At 32.4% G+C, this 18,989-nt stretch carries 16 protein-coding genes; 12 read left to right on the forward strand and 4 right to left on the reverse strand.

Annotated features, from left to right (window positions below; translation table 11 throughout):
• Nucleotides 1-3 precede the first annotated feature (3 nt).
• The 8 genes from tyrS to OQH62_RS01100 all read left to right on the forward strand — a co-directional run bounded on the left by tyrS (nt 4) and on the right by OQH62_RS01100 (nt 10,204).
• On the forward strand, nt 4-1,209 hold the full coding sequence (gene tyrS, locus OQH62_RS01065; RefSeq protein WP_266012691.1) for a tyrosine--tRNA ligase: 1,206 nt from the start codon (nt 4-6) through the stop codon (nt 1,207-1,209).
• Nucleotides 1,206-2,297 (forward strand): nitronate monooxygenase, encoded by a 1,092-nt coding sequence (locus OQH62_RS01070; protein ID WP_266012693.1) that lies wholly within the window; start codon nt 1,206-1,208, stop codon nt 2,295-2,297. The genes tyrS and OQH62_RS01070 overlap by 4 nt, the downstream gene beginning before the upstream one ends.
• Entirely contained in the window at nt 2,297-4,150 is a 1,854-nt protein-coding gene (locus OQH62_RS01075; protein WP_266012695.1) for an N-acetylmuramoyl-L-alanine amidase family protein, read from the forward strand. Before OQH62_RS01070 ends, OQH62_RS01075 begins: the two co-directional genes overlap by 1 nt.
• Entirely contained in the window at nt 4,147-5,985 is a 1,839-nt protein-coding gene (gene mnmC, locus OQH62_RS01080; protein WP_266012697.1) for a bifunctional tRNA (5-methylaminomethyl-2-thiouridine)(34)-methyltransferase MnmD/FAD-dependent 5-carboxymethylaminomethyl-2-thiouridine(34) oxidoreductase MnmC, read from the forward strand. Before OQH62_RS01075 ends, mnmC begins: the two co-directional genes overlap by 4 nt.
• Nucleotides 5,986-6,105: 120 nt before the next feature.
• Nucleotides 6,106-7,245, forward strand: coding sequence for a hydrogenase small subunit (locus OQH62_RS01085; RefSeq protein WP_266012699.1), 1,140 nt, complete (start codon nt 6,106-6,108; stop codon nt 7,243-7,245).
• A gap of 2 nt (nt 7,246-7,247) precedes the next feature.
• On the forward strand, nt 7,248-8,963 hold the full coding sequence (locus OQH62_RS01090; RefSeq protein WP_266012702.1) for a nickel-dependent hydrogenase large subunit: 1,716 nt from the start codon (nt 7,248-7,250) through the stop codon (nt 8,961-8,963).
• Nucleotides 8,964-8,972: 9 nt separating this feature from the next.
• Nucleotides 8,973-9,674: a Ni/Fe-hydrogenase, b-type cytochrome subunit gene (cybH, locus tag OQH62_RS01095; RefSeq protein WP_266012704.1), complete on the forward strand. Its 702-nt coding sequence runs from the start codon at nt 8,973-8,975 to the stop codon at nt 9,672-9,674.
• A complete protein-coding gene (locus OQH62_RS01100) occupies nt 9,671-10,204 on the forward strand; it encodes a HyaD/HybD family hydrogenase maturation endopeptidase (RefSeq protein WP_266012706.1) in 534 nt (177 codons plus the stop codon). The genes cybH and OQH62_RS01100 overlap by 4 nt, the downstream gene beginning before the upstream one ends.
• A gap of 56 nt (nt 10,205-10,260) precedes the next feature.
• Here OQH62_RS01100 and OQH62_RS01105 read toward each other — a convergent pair whose 3' ends face one another.
• Nucleotides 10,261-10,869, reverse strand: a complete 609-nt coding sequence (locus OQH62_RS01105) for a hypothetical protein (protein ID WP_266012709.1) — start codon at nt 10,867-10,869, stop codon at nt 10,261-10,263.
• 335 nt (nt 10,870-11,204) lie between these two features.
• Here OQH62_RS01105 and OQH62_RS01110 point away from each other — a divergent pair, with 335 nt between their 5' ends.
• Nucleotides 11,205-12,434 carry a major outer membrane protein gene (locus OQH62_RS01110; RefSeq protein WP_266012710.1) on the forward strand — a complete coding sequence of 410 codons (1,230 nt, stop codon included), beginning with the start codon at nt 11,205-11,207 and terminating at the stop codon, nt 12,432-12,434.
• Nucleotides 12,435-12,553: 119 nt separating this feature from the next.
• On the opposite strand, the gene OQH62_RS01115 is transcribed toward OQH62_RS01110, so the two are convergent.
• The 3 genes from OQH62_RS01115 to OQH62_RS01125 are packed head-to-tail and all read right to left on the reverse strand — an operon-like array spanning nt 12,554 to nt 15,920.
• Complete coding sequence (locus tag OQH62_RS01115) at nt 12,554-13,795, reverse strand: ArsS family sensor histidine kinase (RefSeq protein ID WP_266012712.1); 1,242 nt, start codon at nt 13,793-13,795, stop codon at nt 12,554-12,556.
• Nucleotides 13,792-14,466, reverse strand: coding sequence for a response regulator transcription factor (locus OQH62_RS01120; protein WP_266012714.1), 675 nt, complete (start codon nt 14,464-14,466; stop codon nt 13,792-13,794). The genes OQH62_RS01115 and OQH62_RS01120 overlap by 4 nt, the downstream gene beginning before the upstream one ends.
• Nucleotides 14,467-14,495: 29 nt before the next feature.
• Entirely contained in the window at nt 14,496-15,920 is a 1,425-nt protein-coding gene (locus tag OQH62_RS01125; RefSeq protein WP_266012716.1) for a DegQ family serine endoprotease, read from the reverse strand.
• Between the two features lie 182 nt (nt 15,921-16,102).
• Here OQH62_RS01125 and OQH62_RS01130 point away from each other — a divergent pair, with 182 nt between their 5' ends.
• From OQH62_RS01130 to OQH62_RS01140, 3 genes are read left to right on the forward strand one after another with little or no spacing between them, the layout of a single operon-like run.
• Nucleotides 16,103-16,984: a J domain-containing protein gene (locus OQH62_RS01130; protein WP_266012719.1), complete on the forward strand. Its 882-nt coding sequence runs from the start codon at nt 16,103-16,105 to the stop codon at nt 16,982-16,984.
• A gap of 1 nt (nt 16,985) precedes the next feature.
• A complete protein-coding gene (locus tag OQH62_RS01135; protein WP_266012722.1) occupies nt 16,986-17,360 on the forward strand; it encodes a heat shock protein transcriptional repressor HspR in 375 nt (124 codons plus the stop codon).
• A complete protein-coding gene (locus OQH62_RS01140) occupies nt 17,360-18,982 on the forward strand; it encodes a cation:proton antiporter (RefSeq protein ID WP_266012725.1) in 1,623 nt (540 codons plus the stop codon). The genes OQH62_RS01135 and OQH62_RS01140 overlap by 1 nt, the downstream gene beginning before the upstream one ends.
• Nucleotides 18,983-18,989 lie beyond the last annotated feature (7 nt).

Here is an 18,989-nt window from a genome sequence, read left to right on the forward strand (position 1 = left end):
GATATGCAAATAAAGACTATAATGACAGAGGTTAAAAGAGCTTGTGCAGAGATTATTGATGAAGAAAAAATTGAAAATTTGATTGCAGATTTTTATAAACAAGGAAAGAATTTTTTCATTAAAATAGGACTTGATCCAACAGCACCTGATTTACATTTAGGACATAGTGTTGTTTTGAATAAAATGGCATTTTTGCAAAAACACGGAGGCATTGTACAATTTTTAATCGGCGATTTTACAGGTCAGATCGGTGATCCTAGTGGAAAAAATGCAACAAGGAAGAAACTTGATAAAGATGAGGTTTTGCAAAATGCAAAAACTTATGAACAGCAGGTTTTTAAAATCTTAGATAAAGAGAGAACACAGGTTTGTTTTAATTCTTCGTGGCTTAACACTTTGGGTTCTGTTGGACTTGTTGAGCTAAGTTCTGCTTTTAGTGTAGCCAGAATGCTCGAACGTGACGACTTTACAAAGAGGTTTAGAGAACAAAGTCCTATAAGTATCTGTGAATTTTTATATCCTTTGCTTCAGGGTTATGATAGTGTGGCTTTAAAGTGTGATATAGAAATGGGAGGCACTGATCAGAAATTCAATCTCTTAATGGGAAGACACTTGCAAAGAATTTATGGTGTCGGTAAAGAACAAGCTGTGATAATGATGCCACTTTTGGAAGGTTTAGACGGAGTGCAAAAAATGAGCAAGAGTTTAAATAACTATATAGCTTTTACACAAGAACCTAATGATATGTATGCAAAATTTTTAAGCATTAGTGATGAGTTAATGTTTCGTTACTATGAGCTTTTAAGTGAAAAAACTCTTGATGAAATTGCAATCATTAAAGAACAAGTACAAATGGGTTTACTTCATCCTAAAAAAGCCAAAGAAAATTTAGCCCTAGAGCTTACACAACGTTTCCATTCAAAAGATAAAGCCTTGCAAGCAAAAACTGAATTTGATAGGGTGCATATTCAAAAAAATACACCAAGTCATATTGAAGAATTCGAAATTCAAGGTGGGATATGGCTTGCAAAAGCTTTAGTATATTGTGCTTTAGAACTTTCTACTTCAGCAGCACGAAGGAGTATTAAAGCGGGTGCTGTAAGTGTTAATTCAAAAAGAATAGACAATGAACAATTTCAGCTTGAGAGTGGAGAGTACATTTTACAAGTCGGCAGAAGAAAATTTGCGAAAATAAAGGTAAAAGAATGAAATTTAAAGCCTTACAAATAGGAAAACACACTATACAGTACCCAATTTTTCAAGGTGGAATGGGGCTTGGCATCAGTTGGGACAGATTGGCTTCAAATGTATCTTTAAATGGAGGACTTGGGATTATTTCATCAGTTGGAACAGGATATTATGAAAACAGAACACATATTGCAAAAGAACTGAATTCTAAACCCTATGGAAGTGAGAATTTTTACTCTCGCAAGGGTTTGCAAAGCGTGATAAATAATGCAAGAAAAATTTGTGGAGAAAAACCTTTAGGCTGTAATATTCTATGTGCAAGTAATGATTATGCAAGGATAGCTCGTGATGCTTGTGAAGTTGGTTTTAATGTTATTGTTTCTGGGGCAGGACTTCCTACAAATTTGCCTGAATTTACAGCTGATTTTCCTGATGTGGCACTTGTGCCTATTATTTCATCACCAAAGGCTTTAAAAATTATTTGCAAGAGATGGCAGACACGTTATCAAAGACTCCCTGATGCAGTGGTGCTTGAGGGTCCAAAAAGTGGAGGTCATCAAGGATTTACTTATGAACAATGTTTTGATCCAAACTATCAACTTGAAGCTTTAATAGGTCCTGTTGTTGAAGAAGCTAAAAATTGGGGTTCTTTTCCAGTTATTGCAGCTGGTGGGATTTGGGATAAAAAGGATATAGAGAAAGTTCTTAATCTTGGTGCAAGTGGTGTGCAAATGGGAACTCGTTTCATAGGCACTTTTGAGTGCGATGCGAGTGAGGAATTTAAGAATGTACTTCTTTCGTGTAAAGAAGAGGATATTGAGCTTATTAAATCTCCTGTTGGTTATCCTGCAAGAGGAGTAAGAACTAATTTGCTTGATTTAGTTGATAAGAGAATTGGTCCAAAAATTAATTGTATAAGCAATTGTGTTGCACCTTGTGGAAGAGGAAAAGAAGCTACGAAAGTTGGATATTGTATTGCTGATCGACTTTTTGATGCTTGGAGTGGAAAGAAGGAAACAGGCTTATTTTTTACAGGAGCTAATGGTTATAAACTAGAAAAGCTTATTAGTGTAAAAGAGCTTATAAACAAGCTTGTGAATGGGGAATAATGCTTAAAATTCTAGCATTTATTCTTATGCTTTTGCAATTTTGTTTTTCAACTTATGAAAATGAGCTTGCCGATTTTGATAAAAATTTTATACATTCACAAAACCAACTTGAACTTCATAATAAGCTTAAAAGTCTTTATATTCAAACTGTGATTAATGAAGATGAAAAAACAAAGATAGAAGTGTTGAAGCGACTTCTTCTTAGTTCTAAAAGTCTCAATTTGGACGACAGCTCTTATGTACAAGAATTGCAAGAAAGTGGAGTAAGTGAATCAAGTATTAAAGCTTTGAGAAGAATTGTCCTTGAGGACACTTCCACCAAAAAATCTTCTTCGCAAGAAAAAAAGAATGTTACTACGCAACAGCCTACAAATAGTACTGAAGATATACAAAAAAAACAAGATACTCTTACTGTGCTTCATTCAAGGCAGATTGCAAGTGCAGTAGAACTTCAATTAAACACAATCTTAAAAAAAGAAGATATAAAGAGTTTTGCTTTAGAAGAAAAAGATAATTTTCGTTTTATCGCGGATTTTGAGGCTATTTTGCAAGGTGGTAGGAAAGAGTATCATTTTAGTCATTTTCGTCTCGTGATTTCACAATACAATCCAAAAATTGTTCGTATTGTGGTATATGCTAAAGAGAAAATCCCTGTTTCTTTTGAATTTAAGAAGAATGTATTCAAAATTTCTGTTACTCAAGCAAAAACACAGCCAAATTCTAAAACTAAAGCCTCTAAAAGTATTCCGGTACAAAATAAAAAAGAAACAACAGAGCAAAAGAGAGCTTTATATGTTTTAAATGTAGAGAAAAAAACATCTTTAATAGAGTTAAAACTTAGTGATATTCTTGATGAAAAGATGATTTCAACTATAAGTACCAAAGATTCGAAATTTTTTAGACAAATTGTAAGTTTTGAAGGGGTGCTTGAAGGAGGAAGAAAAAATTTTACTTTTGGGCAAAATGCTATTACAATAACGCAATATAATCCAAAAATTGTCCGTATAGTCTTAAGCTCATCGCAAGAATTTAAGTTTATGAAAAAGATAAATGGTAAAAATTTGATTATAGGTTTTGAGAGTCAAAAAAAACAGGCTGCAACACAAACAAATAAAAAATCAAATACGAGTAAAAATGTTACAAAAACTCAAAATACAACACCATCAACTAAAAATAAACTTATAGTTATTGATGCTGGACACGGTGGAAAAGACAGCGGAGCATTAAGTGATCCAAAAATGAATTTAAAAGAAAAGGATATAGTTTTAAGTGCAGCTTTAAAAGTAGGAAATGAACTCAAAAAAAGAGGGTATAGAATACTCTATACGCGTAATAATGATAAGTTTATCAATCTTAGAGATAGAACAAAGCTTGCTAACGATAAAAAAGCGGATTTATTTTTATCTATTCACGCTAATGCTGTTACAAGCACTAAAGCTAAAAGTACTGAAGGTCTTGAGACTTTCTTTCTCTCTCCTGCAAGAAGTGAACGAAGTAAAATGGCTGCAGAAAAAGAGAATCAAGGAGATTTTGAAGAGATGAATTATTTTTCTAAGCAAAGTATTTTAAATTTTCTTAATCGTGAAAAAATAGTTGCTTCAAATAAGCTTGCCATAGATATACAAAGAAATATCCTTTTGCAAACGCGTAAAAGATATAAAATTGTTGATGGAGGAGTGAGAGAAGCTCCATTTTGGGTACTTGTTGGTGCGCAAATGCCAGCTATTTTAGTTGAAATTGGTTATATTACCCATCCTAATGAAGCCAAAAGGATTGCAAGTAAAACTTTTCAAGAACTCCTTGCTAAAGGCATAGCTGATGGGGTTCAAAATTATTTTTATCATAATCAATGAAAAAAGCAAATCTTATTGTTAGAAATAATACACCTTTTTCTTTGGATTTTGACGATTATTATTTTAACTCAAATGATGGTTTGAATGAAAGCAAATTTGTTTATACCGAATCGTTCGCTTGGGATAAAAAAGATGAATTTGTTATAGCCGAAAGCGGTTTTGGTATAGGGCTTAATTTCTTTTTAACCTTGAAAAGATTCTTACACTCTAAAGACGCACCAAAACATTTGTTTTACATCAGTATAGAGGCTTTTTATATAGAAAAAGAAAAACTTAGGGAATTATATAAACAACTTGGTTTCTATGGAGAATTTAAAGAATATATAGAGCAGTTTTTGCAGTTTTACCCTAAATGCAAGGAAGGCTACTACCGTTTCTATTTTGAAAATTGCTTTTTAGATCTTGTTTTTGCTGATATTTCTGTCCTTAAAAGATTGGAGTTTAAAGCAGATATTTGGTATTTGGATGGTTTTTCACCCAATAAAAATCCTCAAATGTTTGATACAAATTGTATCTTAGAACTTTCACGGCTTTGTCGTAAAAACGCTCAGATCTGTACCTTTTCATCTTCAAGTACTTTGCAAAAAACACTTTGTAACTTTGGTTTTGAAATTCAAAAACTTCGAGGTTTTCGAAAGAGAGAAATGATAAGGGCTTTTTTTCGTGGTGAGGAAATTGTTGAGGAGAAAGAAAGGTATTTTTCTAAGGTACAGTGTGCTTTGCCTCAAAACAAACACATTGCTATTATTGGTGCTGGAATCTGTGCAGCAACTTTAGCATATGAGTTGAGTCTTAGAGGTTTTAAGATAAGTGTGTTTGAAAAAAATACTGATTTAAGTCAAGGAAATAGTGGAAATGAAAGTGGAATCTTAAGTTCGCTTATTTTAAAACCTGAAGTAGCTTTGGGAGAATTTTCGCAAAATGCTTTTATAGAGGCAAGTCGTTTTTATAGTCAAATTTTGGGTTTGAAATTAAGTGGGGTAATGGAGATCGCACATACTAAAGCTATGCAAGAACGTTTTATCGCTCAAAGTACAAACGCTCTTTTTCAAATCCACGACAAGAAAGCTTTTTTAGAAGATGGAGGACACATTTTTCCAAAAGAGCTTGTAAGTGCTTTGTTTGAAAAAAGTAAAGCAAATCTTTATTATAATCACGAATTTCAACATTATGCTTATGAGGATGAAAATTTCACTTTATACTTTAAAAATAATATTGTGAAAACAGGTTTTGGAATTTTGATTTATGCTATGGGTGCTGATACGAAAGATTTTATTCATTATGATGCAATGAAATTAAGCAAAATTCGCGGACAACTAAGCTATTTAAAACCTTTTTTGAAAACAGCTTATGCTCTTTCTTCAAAAGCATATATTTGTCCAATAAAAAACGATTTGCAAGTTATTGGAGCGAGTTTTGACAGATTTAATACAAGTAGAGAAATAAGCGAGCAAGAAAACAGGCAAAATATAATCAATATTGCAGAATTTTTAAAAGGCAATGAGAAACTTGAAATTAAAGGAGCAAAAGTAGGGTTTCGTTCATATGCTAGCGACAGATTTCCTATCATTGGTCCAGCTTATGATGAGAATTTTTATAAAAAAGAATATAAGGATTTGCTATGGACAAAAAAGAAGATTCAAGTGTTTCCTCAAAACATCTCTCATTTGTACTTGAATTTCGCACACGGTTCAAGAGCTTTTAGTACAAGTATTTTAGCTGCCCGTTATCTTTGTGCTTTGATTAATGATGAGCCTTTAGGTTTTTTTAGAGATTTTATTCCTTATATACACCCTGCTCGTTTTTTAATACGAAAACTTAAAAAAGGTTTATGATATTTAAGTTTTATTTAATGTTTTATTAATTTCTTGCATTAAATGCGAAAAGTTTAATTATAGTTTAAATTTTTTATTGTATCCTTTAATACAATATTTAGTTAAGGAAAGGAAAAGTAAATGATTGACTATAATCAAATCGAAACTCGTTTATCAGCACTTGAAAAACTTCCCTGTTTGAAAACGAAAGATTCTATTTCAAAAGCGTTAGAAAAAGCAGGTTTTACAAGAAGGGATTTTATGAAATGGGCAGGTGCTATGACAGCATTTTTAGCTCTTCCAGCGAGTTTTACTCCTGTGGTAGCACGTGCAGCAGAGCTTGCGGACAGACTTCCAGTTGTTTGGCTTCATATGGCTGAATGCACAGGCTGTTCTGAAAGTTTGTTGCGAAGTGATACACCAACTATCGATAGTTTAATTTTTGATTATATTTCTTTGGAATACCACGAAACTGTTATGGCAGCTTCAGGTTGGCAAGCTGAAGAAAATTTAGAAAGTGCTATTGAAAAACACAAAGGCAAGTATATTTTAATGGTAGAAGGCGGTATCCCTATGGGTGATACTGAACAGTATTTGACTATTGGACCACACGGAAAGAGCGGTTATGAACTTTCTCGTCTTGCAAGTGAAAATGCCTATGCTATTCTTGCTATTGGAACCTGTTCTTCCTTTGGAGGAATTCAAGCAGCACGTCCAAATCCAAGCAATGCTCAACCTCTAAGTAAAGTTACCAATAAAACTGTGATTAACGTTCCGGGTTGTCCGCCAAGTGAAAAAAATATTGTAGGCAATGTTTTACAACTCCTTTTATTTAAAGAATTACCTAGTCTTGATGTATATAACAGACCTAAATGGGCTTATGGTTTAAGAATTCACGATCTCTGTGAAAGAAGAGGACATTTTGATGCTGGTGAATTTGTACAATCTTTTGGAGATGAGGGCGCAAAACACGGTTTTTGTTTATATAAAGTAGGCTGTAAGGGACCTTATACTTTTAATAACTGCTCAAGAGAAAGGTTTAATCAACATACTTCGTGGCCTATTCAGGCAGGACACGGCTGTATAGGCTGTTCTGAACCACATTTTTGGGATACTATGGGTCCTTTTGAAGAACCGATGGCAAGTCATAAATTTGATACAGTATTTGGTCTTGGTGCAGACAGTGTTTCTGATAAGATAGGTATAGGAGTGCTTTGTTTGACAGGCGTTGCTATTGCAGCACACGCCGTTATCGCTTCTATACAGAAAGATAAGGAATAACAATGAGTCAAAAAATTATCGTAGATCCAATTACTAGAATTGAAGGGCATTTAAGAGTTGAAGTTGTTGTTGATGATAATAATATAGTACAAGAAGCTTATGCTGGTTCTACTTTGTGGAGAGGCATTGAGGTTATTGTTAAAGGTCGGGATCCAAGAGATGTTGCTTTTATGACACAAAGAATTTGTGGAGTTTGTACTTTTTCTCATTATAAAGCGGGTATTGTAGCTGTTGAAAACGCTTTGGGAATAGTTCCGCCACTTAATGCGCAGCTTACAAGAACTTTAATGAATGCAGCTTTATTTTTACACGATCATATTGTGCATTTTTACCAACTTCACGGTCTTGATTGGGCTGATGTAGTGAGTGCTTTAAGTGCTGATGTTAAAAAAGCAAGTGATATTGCATTTGCTTACACTCCAAATCCTTATGCAACAGGTGCTGATAAGCTTTTAGAAGTGCAACAAAAACTGAAAACATTTGTTGATAAAGGGAATTTGGGACCTTTTGCAAATGCTTATTATGGACATCCAACTTACCGTCTAAGTCCTGAACAAAATCTCATTGTACTCTCTCATTATTTAGAATGTTTAAGGATTCAAAGGATTATTGCCCAATGTATGGCAATTTTTGGAGCAAAAAATCCTCATCCTCAAAGTTTGACTGTTGGAGGAGTAACTTGTGTTATGGACTTGCTTAGTCCTTCTCGAATGGGTGAATATATGGTGAAATTTCAAGAAGTTGCCGATTTTGTTAACCGTGCGTATTATCCTGATCTCATAATGGCTGGACAAGAATATGCAAATGAACCAAGTGTTTTGAATGATGTAGGTGTTGCAAACCTTTATACTTTTAAAGAATTCCAACTTGGTAGAGATGAATGGCTTTTTGAAAGTGGTATTATTAAAAATGGCGATTTAAGTAAAGTATATGAGGTTAATGAAGATGAAATTACAGAAGAGGCAACCCATTCTTGGTATGCTGATAATGAACCTTTACATCCTTATGATGGGAAAACAAATCCAAATTATACAGGTTTGATTGATGGTGAAAGTATAGATCATCACGGACAAAAAGTACATACTAAAGTGTTTGATACGAAAGGAAAGTACAGCTGGATTAAAGCTCCAAGATATGAAGGACAACCTGCTCAAGTGGGACCTTTGGCGAATATTGTAGTTAATTATGCTAAAGGAAATCCAAATGTTGTTCCTGTTGTTGATGATTTCTTAAAACAAACAAATTTACCTGTCAGTGCTGTATTAAGTACTTTAGGAAGAACTGCTACCCGATGTATAGAAGCAAAAGTCGTTGCGGATCATACTTTACGTGCTTTTAATAATCTTGTGGAGAATTTAAAAGTTGATGAAAGCACCTGCGCACCTTATGTTATCGATAAAAATAAAGAATATAAAGGTCGTTATATGGGACATGTACCTCGTGGAACTTTGAGTCATTGGTGTAGAATTAAAAATGGTGTGATTGAAAATTGGCAAGCTGTTGTTCCATCTACTTGGAATGCAAGTCCAAAGGATTCTAAAGGTGTTGGTGGAAGTTATGAACAGTGTTTGATAGGACTTAAAATTACAGATGTGAAACAACCTCTTGAGATTATTAGAAAAATTCATTCTTATGATCCTTGTATTGCCTGTTCTGTTCATATTATGGATACAAAAGGGAATAACTTGAGTGAATACAAAGTGAATGTGAATGCATAGGAGGCTTTTATGCAAAATGAGAAATTACTAGAAAAAGAATTACACAGACAAGCTGAATATGAATTCAGTATAGGTTTGCGTTTGACACATTGGATTAGAGCTGTTTCTATTGTCATTCTTGTTGGAACTGGATACTATCTTTCTTATGTTTTTCAAAGTCCTTCTTCGCCTTCTGATCCTACAAATTTTATGCAAGCAAAATATCGTATGGTTCATCAAGCAGTAGGTTTTGTATTGATAGGGTGTATTTTGTTTAAAATATACCTTTTCTTTTTTGACAGAGTAAGCAAAAAAGAACGTATAAGCGTATTTGATATTTTCAATATTAAACTTTGGATAAAACAGATAAAATTTTATCTGTTTTTGGGCAAACATCCTCATTTAAAAGGTGCTTATAATCCTTTACAATTTGTTGTTTATGTTTTCTTTTATCTTGTGATAATAAGCATCATACTTACAGGTCTCATTCTTTACACTCATACTTATCACAATGGTTTAGGTGGTGTCTTGTATGATATTTTACGACCACTTGAAGCTGCGCTTGGAGGACTTGCCGAAGTAAGGACTTATCATAGAATTTTAATGTGGGTTGTTTTGCTTTTTGTACCTGTTCATATTTATATGGCTGTTTTCAATACTATTAAAGGAAAAGACGGTTCTTTAGATGCGATTATAAGCGGGTATAAATTTGTCAAAGAAGACAAAAATTGAATTTTTGCATACTTGGCATAGGAAATATTATGTTTGCAGATGAAGGTTTAGGCGTTCATCTTTGCAAACAAATTCAAAAAAATTATACCTTTTTTCATTCTTCTTCCACGCTTGATTTTGTTGATGGTGGGACATTAGCTTTACAACTGACTTATATTATTGCAAAATATGATAGCTTAGTTTTACTTGATGTTATTGATGCAGATGATGCAGACATTGGCGAGGTTTTTTTCTTTCCTTATGAAGCTATGCCAAAAAAGGTTAATTGGAGCGGGAGTGCTCACGAGGTAGAGATGCTTCAAACCTTGCAGTATATGGAATTAATGGGAGATTTGCCCCAAACACAAATTTTAGCCTGCATTCCAAAACGTATAGAGCAAATGAGTTTCACGCTTTCAAATGAGATTATACATTCTGCTAAGATAATGGAAAAAACCTTACTTAATTATCTTGAAAAGCAAGGTTTTACTTACAAGAAAGTTGCTGATTATTCTTTGCAAGAAGTAGCATCGCATTCTTACAAAGAATAAACCTATTCAAATCCAAAGATTTTGGTTGAAGTTTTTTAGCTCAAGAAAACTTCTTTTTAAGCTTGAACATCAAGTGTCTTTGCACCAAGTTCATTGATGCGATTGCTAACTTTTTCAAGAGTTGAACTCATAGTATCTTGACTGATTTGCGGAAGTGTTTTGCCCCACATTTTTTCTGCTTGTTCAAATCCTCTTTTCATACCTTCAAACCCTTTTTTGAGTTTTTCAACATCATCTCCAGCTCCTTTGATTATGAAATCTGCAATACGATTTGCTGTATTTTCAACTCCAAAAAATCCTTTTTCACTAAGAAGTTCCGCAAGTTCGTCTTTATTCATATCGAGTGGATTTTTTCCATTGTAACCTAAAGCAGTAAAGTCAATTTTTGATAACAAAGTGCTTGTTAAATTTTTACTCTTTAAAAGCTCATTAATATCACTTTGAGCACTAGTATTGCCAAATGTTGTATTGAGAGTTTGCTGTTGAAATTCTATAAAGTAGAGTTGTGTTAAGCCTTTGGCTCCAAGAGAATTTAATTTTTCAAGCGTTTTTTCTTCTAAGCTTGTGTTTGCACTTTGAATGTTTGTCTCTTTGGTGTTTTTATCAGTTTTCTTATTTACAGATTGATCAATGCTTGAAATTTTTGAATATGTATTTATTTGCATTTTTACTCCTTTTTAGTTGTTTTGTATTATATCGGTTTTTTGCAAATTATATATTGAATTAAATGTATTGCTGTTGTAAAAATAAATTTTTAATTATTTAACACCGATTTACTTTTCCATTTTATACTACCTAAAATTAAATCGAAAAAGGTTTTATAAAAATTTAAAAAATAAATATTCAATATTTCTGATTTGTTACCATAAAAAATTATTTTGTTTGAAATTTTCAACCTCATTCTGCAATTTCTATATTTTAAGTATGTATTAAGATAAATTTCCTTTTTTTGTGTTATAATCACAAATGTTTTATTAATTTTTTAATAAGGAGAATTCTCATGAAACTAGTTAAACTTAGTTTAGTCGCAGCTTTAGCTGCAAGTTCTTTTTCAGTAGCTACTGCTGCTCCGTTAGAAGAAGTTATTAAAGATATTGATGTATCTGGTGCTTTACGTTATAGATACGAAGGTGCTAGTTATGCTGGTGGAAGAACAATAGCAGGAGGCTATTCAGGTGCCAATATGACTTCAAGACAAGAACATCAATTTAGAGCTCAGCTCAATTTCAGTGGAGCCATCTCTGATAATTTCAAAGCCTTTGTTCAGTTTGATTATGCTCAAAATGATGGTGGTTACGATAGCAGTAGTGTTAATGGTAATTTAGTTTATAGTAATAATCCTTTAACAGTTCGACAGCTTTATTTAACCTATACAGATGATGCAAGTGCTACAAGCGTAATTGCCGGTAGACAACAACTTAACACCATCTGGACTGATAACGGTCTTTATGGTTTGACTGGAACAGCTCTTAAAGTAGTCAATACAAGCATCGATGGTTTAACTCTTGCTGCTTTTGCAGTAGATAGCTATGCTGAAGATGGTGATGTAGGAGATTGGCTTGGTAATAATATAGGAAACCTTTATGGAGCGGCAGCTGTTGGTGCCTATGATTTAGGAAGTGGTCAACTTAATCCTCAGTTATGGTTATCTTATATGAACGATGTTGCTTTCTTTTATGCCTTAGATCTAGCTTACAACACAACTATTTTTGATGGAGTGAATTGGAATTTAGAGGCTGCATATTTAGGTAACGCAGAGCAAACTGACGGCAATCAATTAGGTAACGGCAATCTATTTGGATTAAAAGGTGGTATCGAAGTGAATGGTTGGGATGCAAGTCTTGGCGGACTTTACTATGGTTCTAAAGATAAATTCACTATAAATACTCTTGAAGATCAAGGTAATATAGGCGTTTTAGCTGGTGAAGAAATCTTTTGGAGTGAAGGTTCACAGCTTAATGGAAGTACTGGTAGAAATATCTTTGGTTTTGTAACAGGTGGCTATACTTTTGATGAAACTGTTCGTTTAGGTGCTGATATTGTTTTTGGTGGAACTAAAACTGAAACACATACAGGTGGAGATAAATTAGAAGCAGTTGCAAGAGTAGATTATAAATACTCTCCAAAACTTGATTTTTCTGCTTTCTATTCTTATATGAATATAGACAAGGGTAATTCAAATAATACAGATCATAATTCTGTACGACTTCAAGCTCTTTATAAATTCTAAGAATTGTAGAATTTCAGTTTTTCATTTAAGCTCATCTTTAAAAAAGATGAGCTTTTTTTATTTTGAATTCTTTTTTAATCAATTTTATTGTTATAGAATTGAAAGATATTTTGGTGATTTTATTCTTTAACATTTTGAAGATATTGAAAATAAAAGAGATTTACCCCATTTTCATAAACATAATCAAGTTTCATAGAATGAGCTTCTAGTATAGTATTGACTATGTACAATCCTAAACCAAAGCTTGATTTTTGTTTTGAACCTTGAGTAAAAGCTTGAGTATAATACTCTAAACTATTATTTAATTCTGGTCCTTTGTTTTTAAAACATATAAAATCATTCATTATATCAATTTGAACAAAACCATCTTGTGAATATTTCATACCATTATCTATCATATTTTTAAAAGCTGTTGTGAAGAGTTTAAAATCTACATTAACAAAAAAACTTTCTTCTAAGAAAATGCGTATTTTACTATCATCATTCATCGCTATTTCTTTTGCTTCATCTAAAATGTCTAGGATATTATATTTTTTGCGATTTATAAAAGTTGCACCTGAAGTGATTTGTTCGATAGCAGCGAATTCATTGATGAGAATTTCGAGTCGGTTAAAAATACTTTCAAGTCTTTCTTTGTATTTAGTATTTTCAAGCATTTCAAGAGTAATTAAGCCTTTTGTGATAGGTGTTTTAAGCTCGTGCATAATATTTCTTAAAAAAAATTGACGCGACTGATTGAGTTTTAAAATTTGCAAAATGGCTTGATAAAAAGCCTCACTAACTTGTGAAATTTCATCTTCCCCTGTACTTACATTTTGTATATCTGTGAGTTTTCCTTGTGCAAATTTGTCTATTTGTTTTTTGAGTGTTTTAAGAGGTTTAAGTTTTTTGTAAATATAAATATAAAGCAAAATGAGTATGCAAATAACAGCAACAGCAATAACCTTAATAATAAAATAACGGTAGCTTTGGTAATCTTGGTCTTTGTAAAGATGCACTTTGCCATCATAAATGATATTAAGATACACCTCTCTTTTTAAAGAGATGATCTCTATAAGCGCATTATTTGTTTCTGCTCTTGCAAGTATTTCAGCAAGTGAAAGAATCTTACGAATTTCCTTAGGGTTATCAATCTGTTCCATTTTGTTGTAATTTTTTGTTTGTTGTTCAAATTCTTTCTCGCCAATTACACCACCAAGATATAAAAGTCTTGCATTTGCAATTAAAGAATATTTTGTATTTAATTCTCTTGTATAGTTTTGCTGGTCATATTCAATAAGCCACAAAAAACCAAGTATTACACTTGTTCCAGCAAAAAGAAAAAGGAAAGTGATAGAATAGAGAATTGAAGATTTATTCATTGGGTTAGTTTATATCCTATACCTCTTATAGAATGAATATATTTTGGGGTTTTTGGATCATCACCCATTTTTTGTCTGATTCTGCTGATAATGACATCTATGCTTTTATTGCTTGAATCTTCGCTAATAGAAGAACAATTATATACAAGTTCTTCTCGACTTACTACTCCGCCTTCTTTTTTAATTAAATAGCTTAAAATATCAAATTCAGCATTCGTAAGGGCAAGTTCTTGCCCTTTCATTGTAATAATATGTTTGTACTGATCATACATAAGATCTTTGATACTTTTTGCTATTGCACTTTTTGTATTAGTAATTCTTCGTAAATGGCTTTTAATTCTTGCTTGAAGTTCTTTAGGATTATAAGGCTTTGGTAAATAATCATCAGCTCCAAGTTCTAGAGCATTTACTTTATCGCTTATATCATGTCTTGCACTTGATATAATGATAGGTGTATCATACTTCTTGCGAATTTCTTCACATACTTCAAGCCCGTCAAGTCCGGGTAAAGACAGGTCTAAAATAATGAGTTGGTATTCTTTTAAGGCAAGTTTGGAAAGTCCTATATAAGGCTCGTGAGCTATATCGACTTTCATATCAAATTTTTCTAAATATTCTGCTGTGATTTCTGCGAGTTCTAAATCATCTTCTATCATAAGAATATGAGTCATTCTTTATCCTTTTATAGCTTTAATTTTTATTATTTTAACACGAGTAAGGTTGTAAAACCATTGCGATAGATCCAAATTTTAACAAATTTATTTTTTCCATTTTGTTGTAAAGCAAGATTTAAATCTTTAAGATTTTTGACTTCATTTTGTCCAACTCCTATGATAATATCGCCTTTTTTAAATCCAGAATTTTCAGCCCTGCTTTTTTCTTTTACTTTTTCAACAAAAACTCCTTTTGCATCACTTGGAATTTGAAATTGGTTTTTTATTTTTGAATCTAAATTTCTTAAGCTTAAACCTTCGATAATATTTTCTTGCACATCTTTGTTAAGGTTTTCATTTTCTCCTTTAAGTATCAGACTGACTTGTTTGCTTTCTCCGTCTCTTTCGTAGTAGAGTGTGAGTTTTTGATTTAAGTCAAGCGTGCCTATGTAGTTTTTTAAATCATTTGGGCTTTTGATGATTTTTTCATTTACTTTTGTTACTAAATCACCGCGTTTAAGTCCAGCCTCATCAGCAGAAGATCCTTTTTGCACATCGGTAATTAAAGCTCCTTCTTTATTTTTGTAGGCTTTTTTTGTATCCCCTTGTAGAGGAGCTATTGTAACACCAAGAAATCCTCTTTCAATCTTTCCTTTTTCTATGAGTTTTTTTGCAATATCTTTGACCATATTTGAAGGGATAGCAAAACCTATACCATTGTTTCCGCCTGTGCGTGAGAGTATGGCTGAATTTATCCCTACTAACGCCCCGCGGCTATCTACTAACGCCCCGCCGGAATTTCCCGGATTGATTGAAGCATCAGTTTGGATAAAATTTTCATATTGATTCAATCCTATATTGTCTTTATTAAGAGCTGATATAATGCCACTTGTAATGCTAAAACCAACTCCAAAAGGGTTGCCTAAGGCAAAAACAAGATCGCCTTCCATAAGATTGTCTGAATCTGAGAAAGTTATAGCGGAGAGATTTTTTGCTTCTATTTTGATAACAGCAAGATCAGTTTTTGGGTCCTTGCCTATGAGTTTTGCTTTATATTCATTATCGCTATATGGTAAATTAACAGTTATAGTGTCTGTATCATCGACAACGTGGTTGTTTGTAACTATATAACCATCATTTGAGATGATGACGCCAGAGCCTAAAGAGCTGATAACTTCTTTTTCATTTCCACCTTTTCTTTGAGGAAAGTTAAAATCAAAAAATTGTTTAAAATAAGGATCATTAAAAAAATCATCTAAAGGACTTTGGCGATTTGAACGTGTGATTGTTTTTGAAGTTGAAATATTGACAACTGATTTTTTTGCATCTTCTATGAGAGAATTGTAACTTAATAGAGTGTTTTTATTTTGAGCAGGATTGATTCTGGTAACGTTAGAATCTGCTTCATTAAAATTAATACTTGCGGCAAATATTGCACTTGTAAAACTAAGACAGAGAACAAGTTTTTTCATCGGATTTCCTTTTTTCAAGATATTTTTTTATCTAGCTTAGTATAAAAATAAAAAATTGCAAAAGTGTAAATGAGAACTTGAGTGTAAAAAATTTATAAAACTTGATTGACACAGGCTAAAGTTTATGTTATAATTTTTGATTATTATCTAAAGAATTTAAGAACATCAAGGATATAAGAATAATGAATAATAGTTTATACGATACTTTAGGCGTAAATAAAAATGCGAGCACAGATGAGATAAAAAAAGCATATCGCAGACTTGCAAGAAAGTATCATCCAGATATTAATAAAGAAAAAGGCGCAGAAGAAAAATTCAAAGAAATTAATGCGGCTTATGAAATTTTAAGCGATGAAAAAAAACGTACCCAATATGATCAATATGGAGATTCCATTTTTGGAGGACAGAGTTTTCAAGATTTTTCGAGAAATACTCAAGGAATGAATTTAGACGATATTCTGCGCGATCTTTTTAGTTCAGGTTTTAGCGGTACTTCACGTTCAGGTTTTAGCTCTAAAGGTTTTAGCAGTGGTTTTGGGGGTTTTGATGAGGAGAATTTAGATCTTAATGCTGAATTAGTCATCTCTTTTGAAAAAGCTGTTGTTGGCGGAGAACATAGTTTTAGTTTTCAAGGAGAATTGATTAAATTTAAAATTCCACACGGCATAAAAGATGGAGAAAAACTCCGTATTCGCAATAAAGGTAAGGTTGTGCGTGGAAAAAGAGGAGATCTCATCGTCAAAGTTAAAATAACAGAAAGTGAGCTGTATGAGAGAGAAGATGATGATCTTTTTCGCAAGTTAAATATTTCTTTACGAACAGCACTTTTTGGAGGAAAGATTACCATTGCTACTTTAAAACCTGAAAAGAAAGAGGTTACATTGAGTGTTTTACCAAATTCAAAAAATGGACAAAAAATTCGTCTTAAGGGTTATGGAGTGCAAAATCGTAAAAGTGATATTTATGGTGATATGTATTTAACTTTAAATGTGGTTTTGCCAAATACGAGCGACTTAGACTCGAAATTACTTGAAAATTTAGAAAAAAATTTACCAAAGGATTAAAATGCAGCATAATTATGATGAACCTGTTTATTTGATTAGTGTTGTAGCTAAAGTACTTAGCATACACCCTCAAACTCTAAGGCAGTATGAAAGAGAAGGTTTGGTCGAACCAAGCAGGACAGATGGTAAAATTCGATTGTATTCTCAAAGAGATATTGATAGAATCAAACTTATTTTACGTTTAACTCGAGATATGGGGATTAATTTGGCTGGCGTTGATGTGATTTTAAAACTTAAAAATCAGTTGCACGAATTTGAAAATTTAATAGATGAGCTTCGTTTAGAACTTAGCAAACAACAAAGTGGAGGACTTGCTTCAAAAGCTGTAATCAAACATAAAAATAGTTTTGATTTGATTTTTTATGAGAAAAATTAATGGATAATTTTTTAGGAATTTTCTTAGTTGCTGCTACAAGTGCTATTGTTCTTAATGTTATTTTTAAGAGATTTGAAATTCCTAGCATTATAGGTTATATTATTACAGGTATTCTTATTTCTCAAGTTTATGATTTTAACGGCAATGCAGAGCTTTCACACATAGCTGAATTTGGTATAGTGTTTTTGATGTTTACTATAGGGCTTGAATTTTCTTTTAAACATTTAATGGCTATGAAACAAGAAGTGTTTTTAAATGGATCTTTGCAAATGCTTTTGTGTGGTTTTATTTGTACCTTACTTGTAATGGTTCTTTTAGGTTTTGCAAGTAAAAGTGCTATTGTTGTGGGTTTTGCACTTGCTCTTTCTTCAACAGCTGTCGTTTTAAAAATTCTTAACGATAATGGAGATATTAAAGAACATTATGGCAGAAAAGTTTTAGGAATATTGATTTTTCAGGATCTCGCTGTTATTCCATTACTGCTTCTTGCTGATATTTTTTCTTCTACTGATAAAAATATCATACAGCTCGTACTTACCACCTTGCTTTCAGCTTGTATATTACTCACTTTGCTGTATTTTATAGGCAAGTATTTGATTGATAGAATTTTTCACTTTGTTATACGTTCTTCTTCTCAAGAAATTTTTATTTTAACTATTCTCTTTATAGTGATAGGGTCAAGTTTTTTGGCTTACAATTTTGGTTTTTCATATTCACTTGGAGCTTTTATTGCTGGAGTTTTGATAGCCGAAACAAATTACAGACATAAAATTGAAGCCGATTTAATTCCTTTTAGAGATCTACTTTTAGGTTTCTTTTTTGTAACAATTGGAATGCAGATTCAATTTGAAATAGTTTTTCAAAATTGGTTTCTTATCGTTCTTTTAACCTTCCTTATCACTTCTTTAAAATTTGGTATAGTGTTTGTCTTTTTATCTTGTTACAATAAAAAGAAAGTTGCCTTAAAAACTGCTTTTAGTATAGCTCAAGTCGGGGAATTCTCTTTGGTTATTTTTTCACTTTTACAATCAAAAAAAATGATAGATATAAACACAGCACAAATTCTTATACTTGTTTCTATTATAACGATGATGCTGACACCCTTTGTGCTAAATAATATACGAAAAATCGCTAATGTTGTTGAGGATATGACTTTAAATTCAAATTTGACTCAAAATTTTGGTGAAATTTCAAAACTTAAGAATCATTTAGTTATTTTTGGTTATGGTCGTTTAGGGCAAGAAGTGGTGCAAAAGATTAAAAATACAGGAGTGCCTTATCTTGCTTTAGAAAGTGATTTGAATTTGGTTGAGCTTGGAAGAAGTCGAGGTGAAAATGTGGTTTTTGCTAATGCAGCTCAAGAAGAGACCTTTAAAATCGCAAATATAGAGGAATGTGCAGTTGTTATCATCACTATAAGCAATGAAGCAAAACTTGAAATGTTGTGTCAGATTTTAGAAGGTTTTGCTACACCTATTGATATAATAGTGCATATGAATGCTAATGCCCAAAAAATTCTTTTTTCAAATATAAGTGAAAATTTACGCATTGTACCTTCTGAAAAAGTTTTGGCAACAAAGCTTGTGCAAGAGGCTCTAGAATGCCGTATTCATAAAAATTAAAGCTTTA

Origin of the sequence: Campylobacter sp. MIT 21-1684 (assembly GCF_026241315.1) — a bacterium.
Classification (GTDB): Bacteria; Campylobacterota; Campylobacteria; order Campylobacterales; family Campylobacteraceae; genus Campylobacter_D.